The sequence below is a fragment of the Variovorax sp. LARHSF232 genome (assembly GCF_052871435.1).
Window position 1 is genome coordinate 494,308 of record NZ_JBIXJS010000001.1, and the last position, 18,772, is coordinate 513,079.

The following is an 18,772-nucleotide window of genomic DNA, read 5'->3' on the forward strand; positions in this document are numbered from 1 at the left end:
TCACGCCGGGTTGTCGATGTCGATGAACTCGTGCACCAGTCCGAGCTGCGCCGCCACGTGGGCGGCCACGGCAGGCGCGCCGTAGCGCTCGGAGGCGTGGTGCCCGCAGGCGATGAAGCTCACGCCCATCTCGCGTGCGTAGTGGGCCTGCGGCTCGGATATCTCGCCGGTGATGAAGGCATCGGCGCCGGCGGCGATCGCCGCCTCGAAGTAGCCCTGCGCGCCGCCGCTGCACCAGGCGATGTTCTTGATGGGCCGCTGGTGTCCGCCGTCAACCAGGGTCACCGGCCGCTTGAGCGCATGCTCCACATGCGCGGCGAGCTTCTTGCCGTTGTCGAAGCTGGCACCGTCTTCGGGCGCCCCCAGGAAGCCGATCTCCTGCTCGCCGAAACGTCCCGCCGAGCCCGCGTGCGCCACCAGGCCCAGGTGCAGCCCCAGCTGCGCGTTGTTGCCCAGCTCGGGGTGCGCGTCCAGCGGCAGGTGGTAGGCAAAGAGATTGACGTCGTCGCCCAGCAGCAAGCCCAGGCGCTGGCGCATCCAGCCGGTGACGCGGCCGTCCTGGCCGCGCCAGAACAGGCCGTGGTGCACGAAGATGGCGTCGGCGTCGGCATGGATGGCCGCCTCGATCAGGGCACGGCTGGCCGTCACGCCCGACACGATCTTGCGCACCGCGATGCGGCCCTCGACCTGCAGGCCGTTGGGCCCGTAATCCTTGAAGCGTTCGGGTGCCAGCAGCAGATCGAGGGCGTGGAGGAGTTCATGGCGCGTCGTGCTCATCGCGCCATTGTCGCGCTGGCCGCGCCCTCCCGCATCCCATGCCCCCCGGCCACGAACACCCAAGCGCCCGGCACTTCGCGGCCGATCGGGATGGCGCCGCCGCATACTAGGGTTTGTACCCTGGTCTCGCCGGCGGGCGCTCGCATTTTCGACCGTTGCGTCGAGATTCGGCCCGGGCGGCTGAGGGACAATCACAGGCCTCATCACACCCATTCCAAATGAAGCGCTTCTGGTTGCTCTTTTCCCAGGCCGTCACGGTCGTCCTGGCCGCCTATTTCGTGGTCGCCACGCTCAAGCCCGAGTGGATCCATCAGCGCTCGACCAGCCTGGGCGGCGTGGTCTCGGTGATCGAGGCGCCGGTGGCCGGGCCGCAGCCGCCCGCGGCCGGCAGCCTCAGCGCCGCGGCCAAGCGGGCCGCGCCGGCGGTGGTGAGCATCAACACCAGCAAGGCGGCGCCGCGCCATCCGCGCAGCAACGACCCCTGGTTCCGCTTCTTCTTCGGTGACCAGGCGGACCAGCCGCAAGTGGGCCTGGGCAGCGGCGTGATCGTCAGCCCCGAGGGCTACATCCTGACCAACAACCATGTGGTGGAAGGCGCCGATGAGATCGAGGTCACGCTCAACGACGGCCGCCATGCCGTGGGCAAGGTGATCGGTACCGACCCCGACACCGACCTGGCCGTGCTGAAGATTGACCTGGACAAGCTGCCGATCATCGTGCTGGGCAATTCGGATTCGCTGCAGGTGGGCGACCAGGTGCTGGCCATCGGCAACCCATTCGGCGTGGGCCAGACCGTCACCAGCGGCATCGTGTCGGCACTGGGGCGCAACCAGCTGGGCATCAACACCTTCGAGAACTTCATCCAGACCGATGCCGCGATCAACCCCGGCAACTCGGGCGGCGCGCTGGTCGACATCAGCGGCAACCTGGAGGGCATCAACACGGCGATCTACTCGCGCTCGGGCGGCAGCATGGGCATCGGCTTCGCCATTCCGGTGTCCACCGCCAAGCAGGTGCTGGAAGACATCGTGAAGGAAGGCAAGGTCACGCGCGGCTGGATCGGGGTGGAGCCGAACGACCTGTCGCCCGAGCTGGCCGAGACCTTCGGCGTGAAGGCCAAGAGCGGCGTCATCATCACCGGTGTGCTGCAGAACGGCCCGGCAGCGCGCGCGGGCATCCGTCCGGGCGACGTCATCACCGGCGTGGCCGAAAAGAAGATCGACAACGTGCAGGAACTGCTCACCACGGTGGCTGGCCTCAAGCCGGGCAGCGCGACCCGCTTCTCGCTTCAGCGCGGCGGCGACAAGATGGAGCTCGATGTCACGCCGGGCCTGCGCCCCAAGGCCCCGTTGCGGCGCCTACCCGAAAGGGAATGATCCAAGCCCCCCCGGTCGGGGGCCTTTTCACGTCAGGTCAGGCCGAATCGGCCTTCTCTGAGGCCTCGCCCTCGGCGTCGGGCGCCTTCGAGATCTTCACAAAGTACTGCGCGGCAATGATGCCGACCTCGTAGAGCAGGCACATGGGAATCGCCAGTGCCAGCTGCGAGATGACGTCGGGCGGCGTCAGCACCGCAGCAACGACGAAGGCCGCCACGATGAAGTAGCCACGAAAGGCGCGCAGCTTTTCGACGGTGACCATCTCGAATCGCACCAGCAGCATCACCACGATCGGCACCTGGAAGGCCACGCCGAAAGCGATGTAGAGCGAGAGGATCGACTCCACGTAGGACGCGATGTCGGGCGTGGCCGCCACGCTGGCCGGCGTGAAGCGCTGGATGAAGCCGAACATCTTGTCCAGCACGAAGAACTGCACGAAGGCAATGCCACCGTAGGCCAGCAGGCTGCCGAAGATGATCAGCGGCAGGGCGAACTTCTTTTCGTGGCTGTACAGGCCGGGCGCCACGAACATCCAGATCTGGTACATCAGCCAGGGCAGCGCCAACAGCACCGACGCCATCAACAGCACCTTGAGCGGCACGAAGAAGGGCGAGAACACGCCCACCGCGATCAGCTTGGCGTCCGGCGGCATGTGGGCCTTGATGGGCACCGCGATCATGTCGATCAGGCCGGCGGGGCCCGGCCAGATGGCCAGCAGCGCGCCGGCCACCGCCAGCCCGTAGACGCAGTAGAGCAGCCGGTCGCGCAGCTCGATGAGGTGCGCGACGAAGGGCTGCTCGGTGCCAGCGAGTTCGTCGTCTTTGTTCTTGTCGGAATCAGCCATGGATCATGGGTCGGCCGGTATCCGGCGCGCGTTTGGACGCGATGGACGCGAAAAAGGGGACGCGCGGGATGCGCGTTGCTAGTTGATCTTGTGGGGACGGTAGCGCGCCACCCGGGCGGCGCCGGACAGCGCCTTGGTGCGCACACCATTGCGCGCCTTGTACCACTGCGGGGTGGCGCCCTGCTTGAGGCGCCAGTTCTTGCGCGGATGGCTGTACTGCGGATAGGACGGCGGCACCTCCAGCGGGGTGAAAGGCAGGTCGCCCGCGGATTCGCCGCCTTCCAGCTGCTGCTGCACTTCGCCGGCGCCGGTGCGGATGCTCTGCTCGACGTCGCGGGCGGCGCCCTCGACAGAGTCCTTCATCTTGCGCAACTCGTCCAGTTCCATCGAGCGGTTGACTTCGGCCTTGACGTCGTTCACGTAGCGCTGGGCCTTGCCCAGCAAGGTGCCGACGGTGCGCGCCACGCGCGGCAGCTTTTCCGGGCCGATGACGACCAGCGCCACGGCGCCGATCAAAGCGAGCTTGGAAATGCCGAGTTCGAGCACGTCAGTGGAAGCGTGGAACTCAGGACTTCTGGCGCGCTTCGACGTCGATCGTCGGCTTGTCGGACGCGGCGGTGGCCGACGTCACCTGCGCCGGCGGGGCGGCCGGTGCATCGCCGGAGGCGGCGGAGCCGTCTTTCATGCCGTCCTTGAAGCCCTTGACGGCGCCGCCCAGGTCGGAGCCCATGTTCTTGAGCTTCTTGGTGCCAAACACCATCACGACGATCAACAGAACGATCAGCCAGTGCCAGATAGAAAACGAACCCATGGAAAGCTCCTGAAGAATTGCTGCAATTTTAGACGCGGGAAGATGTCAGCCCCGCAGCCAGGGTCGCGGGCCACCCATGACGTGAACATGGAGATGCTGAACTTCCTGGCCACCTTCGGCGCCGGTGTTGATCACCACCCGGAATCCGCCTTCCGGATAAGGGCGGCAGCCATTCTCGAGCGCCAGCTTGGGCGCCAGGATCATGATCTTGCCCATCAGCGCCGCATCTTCGGGGGTGAGCTGGGACATGGACGCAATGTGGCGCTTGGGCACCAGCATGAAATGCACTGGCGCCCAGGGCGCGATGTCGTGGAAACCAAACAGCTCGTCGTCCTCGTAGACCTTCTTCGAGGGGATCTTGCCTTCGATGATCTTGCAGAAGATGCAGTTCGGGTCAGACGACATTCGTGGGCTCCATGGGTTGGCCGGCGTTCATCCGCACCATGCCCTTGACGATGCGGTAGAGGAACCAGAGGGAAATCAGCACCCAGGCGATCCAGCCGGGCACCAGCAGCAAGAGCCACAGCCACGAAGTGAGCAGGTATGCAAGGCCGGCCCACAGCACCGAGCGGATGCGCCAGCTGAAATGCGTGGCCTGCCAGGTGCCGGCCGCGTCGTCGCGCTTGACCAGATCGATCACCAGCGCCACCAGCAGCAGCGCAATGGACACTTGTGCGCCCGGCAGCACGGCTGCCACGGCCACGATCAGGTGCAGGATGTAGCTAACCCAGCCCCAGGTCTTGAGCGAGTCGTCGGGGGACGCGGGAACGATGTCGTTGGCCATGTTCGTCCTTTCTTCTCTCAGTCGTTCGAGGCCTCGCGCGCCTGCGCCTTGCGCAGGGCCTTTTCCTCGATGCCGCTGGTGCCTTCGCGGCGCTCCAGCTCGGCCACCACGTCGGCCGGCGCCAGGCCGTAGTGCGCCAGCGCGATCATGCTGTGGAACCACAGGTCGGCGATCTCGTTGACCACCTTCTGGCGGTCGCCGCCGTGGTCGGCGTCCTTGGCGGCCATCACCACCTCGGTGGCCTCTTCGCCGATCTTTTTCAGGAAGGCGTCGGGGCCCTTGTGCAGCAGGCGGGCGACATAGCTCGCGTCGGGATCGCCGCCGCGCGCCGGCAGGCGGCTTTCGATCACGGCGGCAAGGCGCGCCAGGGCGTCGTTACTACTACTCATCGTCAGGGTGGTCTTACTTGTAGATGCTTTCGGGGTCTTTCAGGACCGGCTCGGTCACGACCCACTGGCCATTCTCGTACTTGCTGAAGAAGCAGCTGTGGCGGCCGGTGTGGCAGGCGATGCCGGGCTCGTGGCCGAGCTGCGTGACCTTGAGCAGCACGACGTCGTTGTCGCAGTCGATCCGGATCTCGTGCACGGTCTGCAAGTGGCCCGATTCCTCGCCCTTGAACCACAGCTTGGCACGCGAGCGGCTGAAGTAGACGGCGCGGCCCAGTTCGGCCGTCTTGGCGAGGGCCTCGCGGTCCATCCAGGCGAACATCAGCACGTCGCCGCTGGCGGCCTCCTGCGCGATCACCGGCACCAGGCCGTTCGCGTCCCACTTCACTTCATCGAGCCAATTCATCGGGCTATTGTCCCACCCGCGGATGACCGCCACGCGGCCGGGCTCACTGGCGCACCAGAATGCCGCGCGCCGCCATGCAGGCCTTGGCCTGGCCGACGGTGTACTCGCCGTAGTGGAAGATGCTGGCGGCCAGCACGGCGTCGGCGCCGCCCTGTTGCACGCCGTCGGCCAAGTGGTCCAGGTTGCCGACGCCGCCGGAGGCGATCACCGGCACGCTCACTGCATCGCTCACGGCGCGAGTGAGCGCCAGGTCGAAGCCGCTCTTGGTGCCGTCGCGGTCCATGCTGGTCAGGAGAATCTCGCCGGCACCGCGACGCGCCATCTCGACCGCCCATTGCACCGCGTCCAGGCTGGTGTTCTTGCGCCCGCCGTGGCTGTAGACGTCCCAGCCGGGGCCGATCGGATTGCCGTCCGGGTCGATGCGCATTTCGTCTTGCGCCAAGCGCCGCTTGGCATCGATGGCCACCACGATGCACTGGGCGCCGTACTTGGCCGAGGCATCGGAGATCACCTGCGGATCGGCAATGGCGGCCGAGTTGAAGCTGGTCTTGTCGGCGCCCGCATTGAGCAGCCGGCGCACATCGGCCACCGTGCGCACACCCCCGCCCACGGTGAGCGGGATGAAGACCTGCGAGGCCACCGCCTCGATGATCGGCAGGATGAGATCTCGCCCGTCGCTGGTGGCGGTGATGTCCAGAAAGGTCAGTTCGTCGGCGCCCTGCGCGTTGTAGCGCGCCGCGATCTCGACCGGGTCGCCGGCGTCGCGCAGCTCGAGGAAGTTGACGCCCTTGACGACGCGGCCGCCGGTGACGTCCAGGCAGGGAATGATTCGCTTGGCAAGCATGATGTGTTGCAAAAAATGGGTTCAGGAAAGGGCAAGTTCTTGCCAGCCCTTCCATTGGGCGCCGCCGAAAAGCTGCACCGCCTCGTCGATGCGCGCGGCTTCCACGCACAGCATGTGGCGATAGCCATCCTCTGGCATGTCGGCCAGCTTGGCACTGAGCAGCGCGCCCGGGTTCCAGACCACGGTTTCGGTACAGCTGGCGCTTTGCGTGATGGCCAGGGTGGCGCTTGGCTGGACAAGGCGCAGACCACGCGAAGGTGCCGCGTAGACGCTGTCGAATTCGGCATCGAAGCGCAGCGCCGGCGCCATCTCCACATGCCGGTCATCGCGCACTGCATCCCAGCGGTTGGCGCCTTGCAGCCCTTCCAGGCGGACATCGGCAATGTCGTCCACGCGCAGGTAAGTGTGCAGGGCGGCGGCAAAGCTCCATGGCGCAGCGCCGGTGTTGTCCACCGTCAAGGTGATGCGCAGGCTGCGCGGCTTGAGCGTCGCCGCCAGGCGGGCACGGAAGGCATGCGGCCAGAAGGCGCGCGTAGCGTCGTTGTCGTGCAGAACGAGCGCCAGTTCGCCTGGCTCCGACTCCCGCCAGGGCTCTGGCTGCCAGGCCATGTTGCGCGCAAAGCCATGCTTGGGCAGACTGCCGCGCTGGTTGAACTGGGGAAAACAGATCGGCACACCGCCACGGATCGCGCTGTGGCCATCCATCAGCGCCTTGGGGCTGAGGTAGAGCCGCTCTGCGCCGCCGCTGGTCCAGGACAGCACCTGCGCGCCGTGCCGCGCCACCACGATCGCATCGCCCTCCGGCAGCGCCAGGCGGAGGGCGGGCAGGCCATGAAATTCGAGGGCTTGAATGGACATACCTCGATTCTAGGAGCCTGGGCATGCCGCGCGACGTTCTCCCGGCGCCAGGGCGCCATTGCGGCGTCCTGGAATTTGTCATGAAATGCGGTTGCCTCGCCAGACCACCGCGCATGGAGGAAGCAACATGAAGAAAAAACTGCCACCCGCCATTTGGATCCTGATCGCCATGGTGCTCGGCATCGTGCTGGGTTACATGATCTATGTCAGCTTTCCCAACCACAAGTCAGCGGCGGAGATCGCCGGCTACATCTCGCTGATCTCCGACGTGTTCCTGCGGCTGATCAAGATGCTGATCGGGCCGCTGGTGTTTTCCACACTGGTGGTGGGCATTGCGCACATGGGCGACGCATCGTCGGTGGGGCGGGTGTTCGGCAAGGCGCTGGGGTGGTTCATTACGGCCTCGCTGATTTCGCTGGTCCTTGGCCTTGTGATGGCCAACCTGCTGCAGCCCGGCGCCAACCTGGGTCTGCCGCTGCCGGACATCGGCGCCTCGGCCAACCTGGCGACCTCCAAGTTCACCCTGAAGGATTTCGTCAGCCACACGGTGCCCAAATCCTTTGCCGAAGCCATGGCGAACAACGAGATCCTACAGATCGTGGTGTTCTCGATGTTCTTCGGCGTCGCCCTGGCTTCGCTGGGCGAGAAGGGCAAGACGCTGGTGGCTGCCATCGACGAGCTCTCGCACGCCATGCTCAAGATCACCGGCTACGTGATGAAGCTGGCGCCGCTCGCAGTGCTGGCCGCCATGGCAGCGACAGTGGCGGTGAACGGGCTGGAGATCCTGCTCAAGTTCGCCGTCTTCATGGGCGACTTCTACCTGGGCCTGTTTCTCTTGTGGGGCGTACTGATCCTGGCCGGCTACACGTTCCTCGGCCGCCGCGTATTCAAGTTGCTGGTGCTGATCAAGGAGGCCTTCCTGCTGTCCTTCGCCACCGCCAGTTCCGAGGCGGCCTACCCGAAGATCCTCGACGCGCTCGACCGCTTCGGCGTCAAGCGCAAGATCTCCAGCTTCGTGATGCCGATGGGCTACTCCTTCAACCTGGACGGCTCGATGATGTATTGCACCTTTGCCGTGCTCTTCATTGCCCAGGCCTACAACATCCACCTGTCGATCGGCACGCAGATCACGATGCTCTTGATCCTCATGCTCACGTCCAAGGGCATGGCCGGCGTGCCGCGCGCTTCGCTGGTGGTGATCGCGGCCACGCTGAACCAATTCAACATTCCCGAGGCAGGCCTCTTGCTGATCCTGGGCGTGGACACCTTCCTGGACATGGGGCGCTCGGCCACCAACGCAGTGGGCAATTCCATCGCCACCGCGGTGGTCGCCAAGTGGGAGGGCGAACTGATGCCCGAGGACGAAGCCGCGGCCAATGCGCTCACCCTGGACACCGCCGAACCCGTGCCCGCCACGCAAGCGGCGCATGGCTGAGCAAAGGGGGCCGCAGATGCCGGCATTGCCCGCCTCACCCGTGGCCCGGCGCGGCGCCGCCGGCCTGCTGATGGCGCTGCTGGGCGGCCTGCTGCTGCTTTCGCCGGCCGCGCGCGCGCAAATCGAGCAGGACGCCACGCCGCCCACCGTCACGCCGGCGCCGGTCGAACTCTCGGGCACCCTGGCCAAGGTGCGGGCCAGCGGCAGCATCGCGCTGGGCTATCGCGAATCTTCGGTGCCCTTTTCCTTCCTGTCGCCGCGCAACGAGCCGGTGGGCTATTCGGTGGAGCTGTGCAAGGCGCTGGTCACGTCGATCGAGGACGCGATCAACAAGAGCCTCACGGTGCGCTGGGTGCCGGTGACCGCCGCCTCGCGCATCGACGCGGTGGAGCGCGGCCAGATCGACCTGGAATGCGGCTCCACCACCAACAACCTGGAACGACAGAAGCGCGTGGCCTTCTCGCCCACCATCTTCGTCTCGGGCACCAAGCTGCTGGTGAAGAAGGGCTCGCCGATACGCTCGTTTCGCGACTTGGCGGGCAAGCGGGTGGCCGTGACCGCCGGCACCACCAACGAGAAGACGCTGCACGAGCTCAATGCCAAGTTCAAGCTCGGCATGGCGATCGTTGCGTCGTCCGAGCATGCAGAGGCCTTCGAGCTGGTGGCCAAGGGACAGGCGGATGCCTTTGCCACCGACGATGTGCTGCTCTACGGCCTGATCGCCCAGCGCGCAGCCCAGGCCGACTATGTCGTGCTGGGCGACTACCTCTCTTACGACCCCTACGGCATCATGTTCCGCAAGGACGATCCGCAACTGGCCAAGGTGGTGCAGGAGGCTTTCCAGATCCTGGCCCAGGACGGCGAGATCGATCGCCAGTACAAGCGCTGGTTCCTGCGCAAACTCCCCACCGGCAGCAGCATCGACCTGCCGATGAGCGCCCAGCTGGCCAGCATCATCGAGCAACTGGCGGTCAAGCCAGAGAAGTAGCAGGGCCTGAACAGGCCCTCGTCAGGAGGCGTTGGCCAGCTCGTCGGCGCGGGCCTGGGCGGCGGCGAAATCGAGGTCGCCGGTGTAGATGGCACGGCCGCAGATCACGCCCTCGACGCCCTCGCCCTCCACCGCGCACAGTTTCTCGATGTCTTGCATGTTCGACAGTCCGCCCGAGGCGATCACCGGGATGGTGAGGCCCTGCGCCAGGCGCACGGTGGCCTCGATGTTGATGCCCGAGAGCATGCCGTCCCGGCCGATGTCGGTGTAGATGATCGACTCGACGCCGTAGTCCTCGAACTTCTTGCCCAGGTCGGCCACCTCGTGGCCGGTGAGCTTGCTCCAGCCGTCCGTGGCGACCTTGCCGTCCTTGGCGTCCAGGCCGACGATGATGTGACCGCCGAAGGCGCTGCAGGCGTCCTTCAGGAAGCCGGGGTTCTTCACCGCGGCGGTGCCTATGATCACGTAGCGCAGGCCGTCGTCGATGTAGCGCTCAATGGTGTCCAGGTCGCGGATGCCGCCGCCCAGCTGCACCGGGATGTCGTCACCCACTTCACGCAAGATCGACTTGATGGCGATGTGGTTCTGTGGCTTGCCGGCAAAGGCGCCATTCAGGTCGACCAGATGCAGGCGGCGCGCACCGGCGTCGACCCATTTGCGCGCCATGGCGGCGGGGTCTTCGCTGAAGATGGTGGATTGCTCCATGTCGCCCTGTTTCAGGCGAACGCAGCGGCCGTCTTTGAGATCGATTGCGGGAATCAACAGCATGGCAAGGGCACCCCGGCAGGGGGCTCAGGGGTTCCAGTGGAGAAAGTTTCGATAGAGCTGCAACCCGAATTCCGCACTTTTCTCTGGGTGGAATTGAGTCGCAAAAATATTATCGCGGGCCACGGCAGCGGTAAAGCGTTCACCGTATTCAGCCTCGCCCACACTGTGGCGCGGATCCATCGGCCGCGCGTAGAAGCTGTGCACGAAGTAGAACCAGGCCTCATCCGGCACCTTGGCCCACAGCGCATGCGGCTGGGCCTGGCGCACCTGGTTCCAGCCCATCTGCGGCACCTTGTAGCGGCTTCCATCGGGCTGCAGGCGGCCTGCAAGCTCGAACTTGACCACGCGTCCGGGGATCAGGTCCAGCCCGTCGGTGGCGCCCTCCTCGCTGTGGCTGAGCAGCATCTGCATGCCCACGCACACGCCGAACAGCGGCTTGCTGGCAGCCGCCTCGAGCACCGATTCGAGCAGGCCCGATTCGCGCAGCTCGCGCATGCAGTCGGGCATGGCGCCCTGCCCCGGCAGCACGACACGGGTGGCGTCACGCACCACCCGTGGATCGGAGGTGACGAAAACCTGCACGCCGACCTCGTCGGCCGCGTGCTGGACGGCTTGCGACACGGAGCGCAGATTGCCCATGCCGTAGTCGACGACCGCAACGGTATTAGCCATGCGTTCTGCTAGCGGAAAACTGAAAACATCACGAGGGAAGCCAAAGGTGGACTAGAGCGAACCCTTGGTGGAAGGAATGACGCCCGCGGAGCGCGGATCGAGCTCCAGCGCCGCGCGCAGCGCGCGGGCAAAGGCCTTGAAAACGGTTTCGCACTGGTGGTGCGCATTGACGCCCTTGAGGTTGTCGATGTGCAAGGTGACGAAGGCGTGATTTGCAAAGCCCTGGAAAAACTCATAAGTGAGCTGGCTGTCGAAGCCGCCGATCATGCCACTGGTGAAGGGCACGTCCATCACCAGGCCCGGCCGGCCGGAAAAATCGATGACCACGCGCGACAGCGCTTCGTCCAGCGGCACATAGGCGTGGCCATAGCGGCGGATGCCCTTCTTGTCGCCCACCGCCTTGGCCACCGCCTGGCCCAGGGTGATGCCGACGTCTTCCACCGTGTGGTGGCCGTCGATGTGCAGGTCGCCCTTGCAGTCGATCTCCAGGTCGATCAAGCCGTGGCGCGCGATCTGGTCGAGCATGTGGTCGAAGAAGCCGATGCCGGTGGAAAGCTGCGCGCGGCCGGTGCCGTCGAGGTTGACGCTCACCTTGATCTTGGTTTCAGCGGTATTGCGCTCGACCTGCGCCGTGCGCGCGCCGACTGCAACGCTGGTGACTGCTTCGGGAGCCGTGGGGGTGTTCATAGAGATTGTTCGAGGGCTGCCAGCATCTGCCGATTCTCGTCGGGCGTTCCGACCGTGAGCCGCAGGCAATTGGCCAGCAATGGGTGCATTTTAGAAATGTTCTTGACCAGCACGCCGCGCGCCTTCATGCCCTCGAAGGCCTTGCTGGCATCGGGCACCCGCACCAGGATCATGTTGGCCTGGCTGGGCCAGCTCTTCACCGCCGGCAAGCGGGCCAGCGCCTCGAAGATCCAGGCGCGCTGTTCGCGGATGGTCCTGGCCTGGTGGGCGAAGACCTCTGCATGCTCGAGCGCGAAGAGCGCGCACTCGCAGTTGAGCACGCTGATGTTGTAGGGCGGGCGCAGCTTGTCGATCTCGGCGACGAGTGCGGCCGGCCCCATCAGGTAGCCCAGGCGCGCCCCGGCCAGGCCGAACTTGCTGAGGGTGCGCATCAAGAGCACGTGGCCGTACTTCGCCACGCGGTCGATGTAGCTGCGCGCGGCAAAGGGCTGGTAGGCCTCGTCGATCACCACCAGGCCGCCCTGCGCGCCCTGGGCTTCGATGATCCTGTCGATCACCGCGTCGTCCCACAGGTTGGCCGTCGGGTTGTTGGGGTAGGCCAGGTAGACGATGGCCGGGCGTTCCTTGGCGATGGCGGCCAGCATGGCGGCCTCGTCGAGCTCGAAGTCGGCCGTGAGCGGCACACCGACGAAGGCGAGGCCCTGCAGCTGCGCGCTCATGGCGTACATCACGAAGCCGGGCACCGGCGCCAGAATGGTGGCGCCAGGCAGGTCGCAGGCCATGGCCAAGAGCGAGATCAGCTCGTCCGAGCCGTTGCCGAGCATCAGGGCAAAGCCCTCCGGCAGGCCCGCGTGGGCGGCCAGCGCGCGCTGCAGGTCGGCGATGCGTTCGCCGGGATAGCGGTTGACCGCTACCGCGCCCAGGCGCCGGCCCAGCTCGGCCTGCAGCGCTGGCGGCAGGCCGAAGGGGTTCTCCATGGCGTCGAGCTTGACCAGGCCGCGCGAATCCTGCACCGCATAGGCATGCATGCCCTGCACGTCGGCGCGGATGCGTTGCAGGGGGGACTTGGCGATGGGCTCGGTTGCGTTCATGAAGGAAGAATTCAGTGGGTGCAGCGAAAGCTGTTCTGCAGGGCCGCCTTGACGACCAGCTGCACGGGCATGTCGGCCTCGTAGCTGTCCGCGTTGCGGCTCAGTTCGCTCTGGTAGAGCGCGCGCGCCATGGTGGGCTCGAGGCGCCGGCCTTCGATGCAGAAGCTCGGCTTCTGGCCATTGCGCAGGGCGATGTCGCTGGCTTCGCGCAGGCCTTCCATCACGCCGACCAGGTAGTAGCTGGCGTAGATCTTTCCTTCTTTCTCGTTGGCTTCCAGCGTGCGCATTTCCCGGATGCTCATGGCCTGTGCGCCGGCGGCAGCCAAGAGCAGGGCCAGCACGGCCGACGCGCGAACCACCCGCATGACTACTTGTCCAGCCGCATGCGAGCGGCTTCGGCATGCGCCTGCAGGCCCTCGCCCTCGGCCAGGGTCACGGCGATCGGGCCCAGCACCTGGGCCCCGGCCTGGCTCACCTCGATCAGGCTGCTGCGCTTCTGGAAGTCGTAGACGCCCAGCGGGCTGGAGAAGCGCGCGGTGCCGCTGGTGGGCAGCACGTGGTTCGGGCCGGCGCAGTAGTCACCCAGGCTTTCGCTGGTGAAGGCGCCCAGGAAGATCGCGCCGGCATGGCGCAGCAGCGGTTCCCAGCGGGCAGGCTCGCGGCTGCTCACTTCCAGGTGCTCCGGCGCAATGCGGTTGCTGATCTCGCAAGCCTCTTCCATGCTCTTCGTGTGGATGAGGGCGCCGCGGCCGTTGAGCGACGCGGCAATGATCTGGGCGCGCGGCATGGTGGGCAGCAAGCGGTCGATCTCGCGCTGCACGGCGTCAATGTAGGCCGCATCCGGACACAGCAGGATGCTTTGCGCCAGCTCGTCGTGCTCGGCCTGACTGAACAGGTCCATGGCTACCCAGTCGGGCGGCGTGGTGCCGTCGGCCAGCACCAGGATCTCGCTGGGGCCGGCGATCATGTCGATGCCCACGGTGCCGAACACGCGGCGCTTGGCCGCGGCCACGTAGGCATTGCCGGGGCCGGTGATCTTGTCGACCGCCGGCACGCTGGCGGTGCCGTAGGCCAGCGCCGCCACCGCCTGGGCGCCGCCCAGGGTGAAGGCGCGCGTGACGCCGGCCACGTGGGCAGCGGCCAGCACCAACGGGTTCTTTTCGCCGCCCGGGGTGGGCACCACCATGATGATCTCGCCCACGCCGGCCACGTGGGCCGGAATGGCGTTCATCAGCACGCTGGAAGGATAGGCGGCCTTGCCGCCCGGCACGTAGATGCCGACGCGATCCAGCGGCGTGACCTTCTGGCCGAGCAGGGTGCCGTCTTCGTCGCGATAGCTCCAGCTTTCGCCGCAGGCCTTCTTTTGCGCCTCGTGGTAGCTGCGCACACGGCGTGCGGCCGATTCCAGCGCCTGGCGCTGCGCGGCGGGCAGGCCGTCGAAGGCAGCACGCAGCTCGGCGGCGCTCAGTTCCAGCGCCTTCATGTCCTTGGCCTCGAGCCGGTCGAAGCGTGCGGTGTACTCGAGCACTGCCGCGTCGCCGCGCTGGCGCACGTCGTCCAGGATGTCCGCCACCCGCTGCTCGATGGCCGCGTCGGTTTCATCCGACCAATGCAGGCGCGCCTTGAAGTCGGCTTCGAAACTGGCGGAGGCGGTCGACAGACGCGCGGGGGCGGCGGTGAGGGTCATGGGTTGCCGGGGGTCGCCTTGGCAAAGGCGTCGATGATGTGGCGGATGGGTTCGCGCTTGAGCTTGAGCGCGGCTTGGTTCACCACCAGGCGGGCGCTGATGTCCATGATGCGCTCGACCTCGACCAGGTGATTGGCCTTGAGCGTGTTGCCGGTGGACACCAGGTCGACGATGGCGTCGGCCAGGCCGGTGAGCGGCGCCAGCTCCATGCTGCCGTAGAGCTTGATCAGGTCGACGTGCACGCCCTTGCTGGCAAAGAACTCGCGCGCCAGCCCGACGTACTTGGTCGCCACCTTGATGCGCGCGCCCTGGCGCACGGCCGAGGCGTAGTCGTAGTCGGCGCGCACCGCCACGCTCAGGCGGCAGGCGGCAATCTTCAGGTCGAGCGGCTGGTACAGGCCCTGGTTGCCATGCTCGAGCAAGACGTCGAGCCCGGTCACGCCCAGGTCGGCGCCACCGTACTGCACATAGGTGGGCACGTCGGAGGCGCGAACCAGCACCACGCGCACGTCGGGCCGGGTGGTGGCGAGGATGAGCTTGCGCGATTTTTCGGGGTCTTCCGTCACCTCGATGCCGGCAGCGGCCAGCAGAGGCAGGGTCTCCTCGAAGATGCGGCCCTTGGAAAGCGCCAGGGTGATCACGCTGCGGCTCCCGTCACCCGCTCGATGTCGGCACCGATCGCGCGCAGCTTGCTTTCCATGCGGTCGTAGCCACGGTCCAGGTGGTAGATGCGGTCGACCAGGGTTTCGCCATCGGCCACCAGGCCGGCGATCACCAGGCTGGCCGACGCCCGCAGGTCGGTCGCCATCACGGTGGCGCCGGACAGCTGCGGCACGCCTTCGATCACGGCCACCTTGCCGTCGGTCTGGATCTTGGCGCCCAGGCGCAGCATCTCGTCGACGTGCATGAAGCGGTTCTCGAAGATGGTCTCGGTCACCGTGGAGGTGCCCTGCGCGATCACGTTGAGCGCCATGAACTGGGCCTGCATGTCGGTCGGGAAGCCCGGGTATTCGGTGGTGCGAAAGCTTTGCGCCTTCAGGCGGCCGCTGGCGCGCACGCGGATGCCGCCCTCCACCGCCGTGACTTCGGCGCCGGCTTCGATGAGCTTTTCGATCACCGCGTCCAGGTGATCCGCGCGGCCATGGCGCAGCAGCACGTCGCCGCCGGCCGCCGCCACCGCGCACAGGAAGGTGCCGGCCTCGATGCGGTCGGCCACCACGCGGTGCTCGCAGCCATGCAGGCGCTCGACGCCCTGGATGCGGATGCGGCTGGTGCCGTGGCCTTCGATCTTCGCGCCCATCGCGATCAGCATCTCGGCCAGGTCGGTGATCTCCGGTTCCTGGGCGGCGTTCTCCAGCACCGTCTCGCCGTCGGCCAGGGCGGCGGCCATAAGGAAGTTCTCGGTGCCGGTGACGGTGACCATGTCGGTGGTGATGCGCGCGCCATGCAGGCGGGTGCGGCCCTTCTGCAGCGTGGCGACCATGTAGCCGTGCTCGACGCTGATCTCGGCGCCCATGGCGTGCAGGCCCTTGATGTGCTGGTCCACCGGACGCGAGCCGATGGCGCAGCCGCCCGGCAGCGAAACCTTGGCATGGCCGAAGCGCGCGATCAGCGGGCCCAGGGCCAGCACGGACGCACGCATGGTCTTCACCAGCTCGTAGGGCGCTTCGGGGTGGGTGAGGTCGCGTGCGTTCAAGCGCACGGTGCCGTTGTCGTCGCGATCGGCCACGACGCCCATGTTGCGCACCAGCTTGAGCATGGTGGCCACGTCCTGCAGGCGCGGCACGTTGTGCAGCACGACCGGCTCCTCGGTCAGGAGGGCGGCACAGAGTTCGGGCAGGGCGGCGTTCTTGGCGCCGGAAACGGGGACTTCGCCGCGAAGCTGGCGCCCGCCGCGAATCAGCAATTTGTCCATGAGCAGTCCAGAAAGATGAGGGCTAGCGCGATTGGGCGGCCCACTCGGCCGGCGTGAAGGTTTTCATCGAGAGGGCATGCACCTCGTCCGTATGCATTTTCTCACCGAGCGTCTTGTAGACCCGCTGGTGGCGCTGGATGAGGCGCTTGCCCTCGAATTCGGCCGAAACGATGGTGGCATACCAGTGCCGGCCGTCGCCCTCGAGCGCGATGTGCTCGCACGGCAGGCCGGCGGCGATGATGGATTGCAGTTCTTCGGCGGTCATGTCAACGCCCGCCCGGCCGCCCGAAGGGCGTTGCGCCCCCTCGGGGGGCAGCGATACACGAAGTGATGAGCGTGGGGGTCATGGTGCGTTATCCGCGGATCTTGTAGCCAATGCGCAAGAGGTGCACGGCCAGGGCGCTCACGATGAGCCAGGCGCCGCCGACGATGGCCAGGCTGAGCCAGGGCGACGCATCGCTCACGCCGAAGAAGCCATAGCGAAAGCCGTCGATCATGTAGAAGAAGGGATTGAGGTGACTCACCTTCTGCCAGAAGGGCGGCAGCGAATGGATCGAATAGAACACGCCCGACAGGAAGGTCATGGGCATGATCAGGAAGTTCTGGAACACCGCCATCTGGTCGAACTTTTCCGACCACAGGCCGGCGATCAGCCCCAGTGTGCCGAGCATGGCAGCGCCGAGGAAGGCGAACACCAGGACCCAGAGCGGCGCGACGAAGCCGGGCACGGCAAAGAAGAGACAGACGGCGAACACGCCCACGCCCACTGCGATGCCGCGCACGATCGAGGAGCCCACGTAGGCAAAGAACCAGCCCCAGTGCGACAGCGGCGTGAGCAGCACGAACACCAGGTTGCCCATGATCTTGCTCTGGATCAGCGAGGACGAGCTGTTGGCAAAGGCGTTCTGCAGCACGCTCATCATCACCAGGCCGGGAATGAGGAAGGCGGTGTAGCTGACGCTGCCGTAGACCTTCACGTGGTCTTCCAGCACGTGGCCGAACACCATCAGGTAAAGCACGGCGGTGAGCACCGGCGCGCCCACGGTCTGGAAGCCGACCTTCCAGAAGCGCAGGACCTCCTTGTAAAGCAGCGCGCGCCAGCCAACGGCGGTGATCATCATCTTGCCACCTCCAGCGGCGTCTGCTCGCCGGCCATCAGGTCGATGAACACGTCTTCGAGGTCAGCCTTGCGCATCTCGACGTCTTCCACGGCCAGGCCGGCCTGGCGGATGGCGGCCAGCAACTGCTCGACCTCGTGTGCGTTCTGCGCCGGCAGCTGCACGATCCGGCCGGTGATGCGCGCGTGGCGGGCGATCTCCCAGGGCAGCTGGCCGTCGGTCTTGAAGCGCAGCACGTTGCTGGCGGCCGCGCGCAGCAGCTCGCTGGTGCGGTCCAGCGCGATCACGCGGCCCTGCTTGAGCATGGCGATGCGGCTGCACAGGGCTTCCGCCTCTTCCAGGTAGTGCGTGGTGAGCAGTACGGTGCTGCCCTGCTTGTTGAGCTTGGCGACAAACTGCCAGAGCGTCTGGCGCAGCTCGACGTCGACGCCGGCGGTGGGCTCGTCCAGCACGATCACCGGCGGCTTGTGCACCAGCGCCTGCGCCACGAGCACGCGGCGCTTCATGCCGCCCGAAAGCTGGCGCATGTTGGCGCCGGCCTTGTCAGACAGGCCCAGGCTGTGCAGCAACTCGTCGATCCAGTCGTCGTTGTTGCGGATGCCAAAGTAGCCCGACTGGATACGCAGCGCCTCGCGCACGTTGAAGAAGGGATCGAACACCAGCTCTTGCGGCACCACGCCGAGCTGGCGCCGGGCATCGGCAAACTGGGCCTGCACGTCCAAGCCATGCACGCGCACCGCACCGGTCGTGGGCCGCGACAAGCCGGCCAGGATGCTGATCAGGGTGGTCTTGCCGGCGCCGTTCGGCCCCAGCAGCCCGAAGAATTCGCCAGGCTCGATGTCGAAGCTGACGTTGTCGAGGGCTTGCAGACCCGCCTTGCCTTGGGCGCGCTGTTGGCGCGAGGGGGGATAAGTCTTGGAAACAGACTGAAACGAGATGGCGGGCATGGAAGGGCGCGATTTTACGGGCCCGGGGAAATCCCCGCCCCGCGCCGGCCACACCGGGCCGGCTCAGGGTGCGACCGGCTCAGGGTGCGGCCGGCAGCAGCGCGGCGACGCCGTAGAGCGAGGCCAGTTCGCGCAGGCGGGTCGGCAGGGCCTTGACGGCGAAGCCGCGACCCAGGGCCAGGGCTTCGCGCCGGCAATCGAGCAGCACGGCCAGCGCGGAGGAATCGAACTGGGCGAGCGCGCTGGCGTCTACCACCGTGGACGAGCCGTTGCTCCCCGCCACGCCTTGCTGCAGCATGCGCAGGCAGGCGGGCACGTCGTCGTGCGTGAGCTTGGCGGGCAGAACCAGCATCATGGCCATTGGAAAGCGCCCGCGCC

General features: G+C 66.6%; 25 protein-coding genes. 3 read left to right on the plus strand and 22 right to left on the minus strand.

Translation table 11 applies throughout. The features are described 5' to 3' along the window. On the minus strand, positions 1-777 hold the full coding sequence (locus ACIPRI_RS02415) for a Nif3-like dinuclear metal center hexameric protein (protein WP_446588114.1): 777 nt from the start codon (positions 775-777) through the stop codon (positions 1-3). Between the two features lie 218 nt (positions 778-995). On the opposite strand from ACIPRI_RS02415, the gene ACIPRI_RS02420 reads away from it, so the two are divergent. Next, positions 996-2,153, plus strand: a complete 1,158-nt coding sequence (locus ACIPRI_RS02420; protein ID WP_446588116.1) for a S1C family serine protease — start codon at positions 996-998, stop codon at positions 2,151-2,153. Positions 2,154-2,190: 37 nt separating this feature from the next. On the opposite strand, the gene tatC is transcribed toward ACIPRI_RS02420, so the two are convergent. The 9 genes from tatC to ACIPRI_RS02465 all read right to left on the minus strand — a co-directional run bounded on the left by tatC (position 2,191) and on the right by ACIPRI_RS02465 (position 7,086). Further along, positions 2,191-2,997 (minus strand): twin-arginine translocase subunit TatC, encoded by an 807-nt coding sequence (gene tatC, locus ACIPRI_RS02425; RefSeq protein WP_446588119.1) that lies wholly within the window; start codon positions 2,995-2,997, stop codon positions 2,191-2,193. Positions 2,998-3,075: 78 nt separating this feature from the next. Further along, a complete protein-coding gene (gene tatB, locus ACIPRI_RS02430) occupies positions 3,076-3,543 on the minus strand; it encodes a Sec-independent protein translocase protein TatB (RefSeq protein ID WP_446588121.1) in 468 nt (155 codons plus the stop codon). A 19-nt stretch (positions 3,544-3,562) separates the two neighbouring features. Next, positions 3,563-3,808 carry a Sec-independent protein translocase subunit TatA gene (gene tatA, locus ACIPRI_RS02435; RefSeq protein ID WP_446588123.1) on the minus strand — a complete coding sequence of 82 codons (246 nt, stop codon included), beginning with the start codon at positions 3,806-3,808 and terminating at the stop codon, positions 3,563-3,565. A 45-nt stretch (positions 3,809-3,853) separates the two neighbouring features. Continuing rightward, positions 3,854-4,213, minus strand: a complete 360-nt coding sequence (locus ACIPRI_RS02440) for a histidine triad nucleotide-binding protein (protein WP_446588125.1) — start codon at positions 4,211-4,213, stop codon at positions 3,854-3,856. After that, positions 4,203-4,592 carry a DUF4870 family protein gene (locus ACIPRI_RS02445; protein WP_446588127.1) on the minus strand — a complete coding sequence of 130 codons (390 nt, stop codon included), beginning with the start codon at positions 4,590-4,592 and terminating at the stop codon, positions 4,203-4,205. The genes ACIPRI_RS02440 and ACIPRI_RS02445 overlap by 11 nt, the downstream gene beginning before the upstream one ends. 17 nt (positions 4,593-4,609) lie before the next feature. Further along, a complete protein-coding gene (locus ACIPRI_RS02450) occupies positions 4,610-4,981 on the minus strand; it encodes a phosphoribosyl-ATP diphosphatase (protein ID WP_446588129.1) in 372 nt (123 codons plus the stop codon). 13 nt (positions 4,982-4,994) lie between these two features. Beyond that, on the minus strand, positions 4,995-5,384 hold the full coding sequence (hisI, locus tag ACIPRI_RS02455; protein ID WP_446588131.1) for a phosphoribosyl-AMP cyclohydrolase: 390 nt from the start codon (positions 5,382-5,384) through the stop codon (positions 4,995-4,997). A gap of 43 nt (positions 5,385-5,427) precedes the next feature. Then, positions 5,428-6,228, minus strand: coding sequence for an imidazole glycerol phosphate synthase subunit HisF (hisF, locus tag ACIPRI_RS02460; protein ID WP_446588133.1), 801 nt, complete (start codon positions 6,226-6,228; stop codon positions 5,428-5,430). 21 nt (positions 6,229-6,249) lie between these two features. Continuing rightward, positions 6,250-7,086 (minus strand): D-hexose-6-phosphate mutarotase, encoded by an 837-nt coding sequence (locus ACIPRI_RS02465; RefSeq protein ID WP_446588135.1) that lies wholly within the window; start codon positions 7,084-7,086, stop codon positions 6,250-6,252. Positions 7,087-7,213: 127 nt separating this feature from the next. Between ACIPRI_RS02465 and ACIPRI_RS02470 the strand changes: the two genes are divergently transcribed. Beyond that, entirely contained in the window at positions 7,214-8,521 is a 1,308-nt protein-coding gene (locus ACIPRI_RS02470) for a dicarboxylate/amino acid:cation symporter (RefSeq protein WP_446588137.1), read from the plus strand. Between the two features lie 70 nt (positions 8,522-8,591). Next, positions 8,592-9,509 carry an amino acid ABC transporter substrate-binding protein gene (locus tag ACIPRI_RS02475; protein WP_446620363.1) on the plus strand — a complete coding sequence of 306 codons (918 nt, stop codon included), beginning with the start codon at positions 8,592-8,594 and terminating at the stop codon, positions 9,507-9,509. Positions 9,510-9,530: 21 nt separating this feature from the next. Here ACIPRI_RS02475 and hisA read toward each other — a convergent pair whose 3' ends face one another. The 12 genes from hisA to ACIPRI_RS02535 all read right to left on the minus strand — a co-directional run bounded on the left by hisA (position 9,531) and on the right by ACIPRI_RS02535 (position 18,746). Next, a complete protein-coding gene (gene hisA / locus ACIPRI_RS02480; protein WP_446588139.1) occupies positions 9,531-10,277 on the minus strand; it encodes a 1-(5-phosphoribosyl)-5-[(5-phosphoribosylamino)methylideneamino]imidazole-4-carboxamide isomerase in 747 nt (248 codons plus the stop codon). A gap of 24 nt (positions 10,278-10,301) precedes the next feature. Next, on the minus strand, positions 10,302-10,949 hold the full coding sequence (gene hisH, locus ACIPRI_RS02485) for an imidazole glycerol phosphate synthase subunit HisH (protein WP_446588142.1): 648 nt from the start codon (positions 10,947-10,949) through the stop codon (positions 10,302-10,304). Positions 10,950-11,000: 51 nt separating this feature from the next. Continuing rightward, positions 11,001-11,636 carry an imidazoleglycerol-phosphate dehydratase HisB gene (gene hisB, locus ACIPRI_RS02490; protein ID WP_446588144.1) on the minus strand — a complete coding sequence of 212 codons (636 nt, stop codon included), beginning with the start codon at positions 11,634-11,636 and terminating at the stop codon, positions 11,001-11,003. Beyond that, positions 11,633-12,727: a histidinol-phosphate transaminase gene (gene hisC / locus ACIPRI_RS02495; RefSeq protein ID WP_446588146.1), complete on the minus strand. Its 1,095-nt coding sequence runs from the start codon at positions 12,725-12,727 to the stop codon at positions 11,633-11,635. The genes hisB and hisC overlap by 4 nt, the downstream gene beginning before the upstream one ends. Positions 12,728-12,738: 11 nt before the next feature. Further along, on the minus strand, positions 12,739-13,092 hold the full coding sequence (locus tag ACIPRI_RS02500; protein ID WP_446588148.1) for a hypothetical protein: 354 nt from the start codon (positions 13,090-13,092) through the stop codon (positions 12,739-12,741). Between the two features lie 2 nt (positions 13,093-13,094). Next, the gene (gene hisD / locus ACIPRI_RS02505) at positions 13,095-14,414 is read right to left on the minus strand and encodes a histidinol dehydrogenase (protein ID WP_446588150.1); all 1,320 of its coding nucleotides are present in this window, start codon (positions 14,412-14,414) and stop codon (positions 13,095-13,097) included. Beyond that, positions 14,411-15,055, minus strand: a complete 645-nt coding sequence (hisG, locus tag ACIPRI_RS02510) for an ATP phosphoribosyltransferase (RefSeq protein ID WP_446588152.1) — start codon at positions 15,053-15,055, stop codon at positions 14,411-14,413. Before hisG ends, hisD begins: the two co-directional genes overlap by 4 nt. Beyond that, positions 15,052-16,329: a UDP-N-acetylglucosamine 1-carboxyvinyltransferase gene (murA, locus tag ACIPRI_RS02515; protein WP_446588155.1), complete on the minus strand. Its 1,278-nt coding sequence runs from the start codon at positions 16,327-16,329 to the stop codon at positions 15,052-15,054. The genes hisG and murA overlap by 4 nt, the downstream gene beginning before the upstream one ends. 22 nt (positions 16,330-16,351) lie before the next feature. Then, positions 16,352-16,594, minus strand: a complete 243-nt coding sequence (locus tag ACIPRI_RS02520; protein WP_446588157.1) for a BolA family protein — start codon at positions 16,592-16,594, stop codon at positions 16,352-16,354. Positions 16,595-16,682: 88 nt separating this feature from the next. Then, entirely contained in the window at positions 16,683-17,447 is a 765-nt protein-coding gene (locus tag ACIPRI_RS02525) for an ABC transporter permease (protein ID WP_446620364.1), read from the minus strand. Further along, positions 17,447-18,394, minus strand: a complete 948-nt coding sequence (locus ACIPRI_RS02530; RefSeq protein WP_446588159.1) for an ABC transporter ATP-binding protein — start codon at positions 18,392-18,394, stop codon at positions 17,447-17,449. The genes ACIPRI_RS02525 and ACIPRI_RS02530 overlap by 1 nt, the downstream gene beginning before the upstream one ends. A gap of 79 nt (positions 18,395-18,473) precedes the next feature. After that, positions 18,474-18,746: an STAS domain-containing protein gene (locus ACIPRI_RS02535; protein ID WP_446620365.1), complete on the minus strand. Its 273-nt coding sequence runs from the start codon at positions 18,744-18,746 to the stop codon at positions 18,474-18,476. Positions 18,747-18,772 lie beyond the last annotated feature (26 nt).

What these genes read in the sequence shown, in the direction of transcription:
- ACIPRI_RS02525 (WP_446620364.1), bottom strand. Translation starts at nt 17,447, where the DNA reads ATGATCACCGCCGTTGGCTGGCGCGCGCTGCTTTACAAGGAGGTCCTG.
- ACIPRI_RS02520 (WP_446588157.1), bottom strand. Translation starts at nt 16,594, where the DNA reads ATGACCGCCGAAGAACTGCAATCCATCATCGCCGCCGGCCTGCCGTGC.
- ACIPRI_RS02465 (WP_446588135.1), bottom strand. Translation starts at nt 7,086, where the DNA reads ATGTCCATTCAAGCCCTCGAATTTCATGGCCTGCCCGCCCTCCGCCTG.
- hisB (WP_446588144.1), bottom strand. Translation starts at nt 11,636, where the DNA reads ATGAACACCCCCACGGCTCCCGAAGCAGTCACCAGCGTTGCAGTCGGC.
- ACIPRI_RS02420 (WP_446588116.1), top strand. Translation starts at nt 996, where the DNA reads ATGAAGCGCTTCTGGTTGCTCTTTTCCCAGGCCGTCACGGTCGTCCTG.
- ACIPRI_RS02450 (WP_446588129.1), bottom strand. Translation starts at nt 4,981, where the DNA reads ATGAGTAGTAGTAACGACGCCCTGGCGCGCCTTGCCGCCGTGATCGAA.
- ACIPRI_RS02415 (WP_446588114.1), bottom strand. Translation starts at nt 777, where the DNA reads ATGAGCACGACGCGCCATGAACTCCTCCACGCCCTCGATCTGCTGCTG.
- tatC (WP_446588119.1), bottom strand. Translation starts at nt 2,997, where the DNA reads ATGGCTGATTCCGACAAGAACAAAGACGACGAACTCGCTGGCACCGAG.
- murA (WP_446588155.1), bottom strand. Translation starts at nt 16,329, where the DNA reads ATGGACAAATTGCTGATTCGCGGCGGGCGCCAGCTTCGCGGCGAAGTC.
- ACIPRI_RS02470 (WP_446588137.1), top strand. Translation starts at nt 7,214, where the DNA reads ATGAAGAAAAAACTGCCACCCGCCATTTGGATCCTGATCGCCATGGTG.
- ACIPRI_RS02440 (WP_446588125.1), bottom strand. Translation starts at nt 4,213, where the DNA reads ATGTCGTCTGACCCGAACTGCATCTTCTGCAAGATCATCGAAGGCAAG.
- hisC (WP_446588146.1), bottom strand. Translation starts at nt 12,727, where the DNA reads ATGAACGCAACCGAGCCCATCGCCAAGTCCCCCCTGCAACGCATCCGC.
- hisH (WP_446588142.1), bottom strand. Translation starts at nt 10,949, where the DNA reads ATGGCTAATACCGTTGCGGTCGTCGACTACGGCATGGGCAATCTGCGC.
- hisI (WP_446588131.1), bottom strand. Translation starts at nt 5,384, where the DNA reads ATGAATTGGCTCGATGAAGTGAAGTGGGACGCGAACGGCCTGGTGCCG.
- ACIPRI_RS02475 (WP_446620363.1), top strand. Translation starts at nt 8,592, where the DNA reads ATGGCGCTGCTGGGCGGCCTGCTGCTGCTTTCGCCGGCCGCGCGCGCG.
- ACIPRI_RS02500 (WP_446588148.1), bottom strand. Translation starts at nt 13,092, where the DNA reads ATGCGGGTGGTTCGCGCGTCGGCCGTGCTGGCCCTGCTCTTGGCTGCC.
- tatA (WP_446588123.1), bottom strand. Translation starts at nt 3,808, where the DNA reads ATGGGTTCGTTTTCTATCTGGCACTGGCTGATCGTTCTGTTGATCGTC.
- ACIPRI_RS02530 (WP_446588159.1), bottom strand. Translation starts at nt 18,394, where the DNA reads ATGCCCGCCATCTCGTTTCAGTCTGTTTCCAAGACTTATCCCCCCTCG.
- ACIPRI_RS02535 (WP_446620365.1), bottom strand. Translation starts at nt 18,746, where the DNA reads ATGCTGGTTCTGCCCGCCAAGCTCACGCACGACGACGTGCCCGCCTGC.
- hisF (WP_446588133.1), bottom strand. Translation starts at nt 6,228, where the DNA reads ATGCTTGCCAAGCGAATCATTCCCTGCCTGGACGTCACCGGCGGCCGC.
- hisA (WP_446588139.1), bottom strand. Translation starts at nt 10,277, where the DNA reads ATGCTGTTGATTCCCGCAATCGATCTCAAAGACGGCCGCTGCGTTCGC.
- hisD (WP_446588150.1), bottom strand. Translation starts at nt 14,414, where the DNA reads ATGACCCTCACCGCCGCCCCCGCGCGTCTGTCGACCGCCTCCGCCAGT.
- ACIPRI_RS02445 (WP_446588127.1), bottom strand. Translation starts at nt 4,592, where the DNA reads ATGGCCAACGACATCGTTCCCGCGTCCCCCGACGACTCGCTCAAGACC.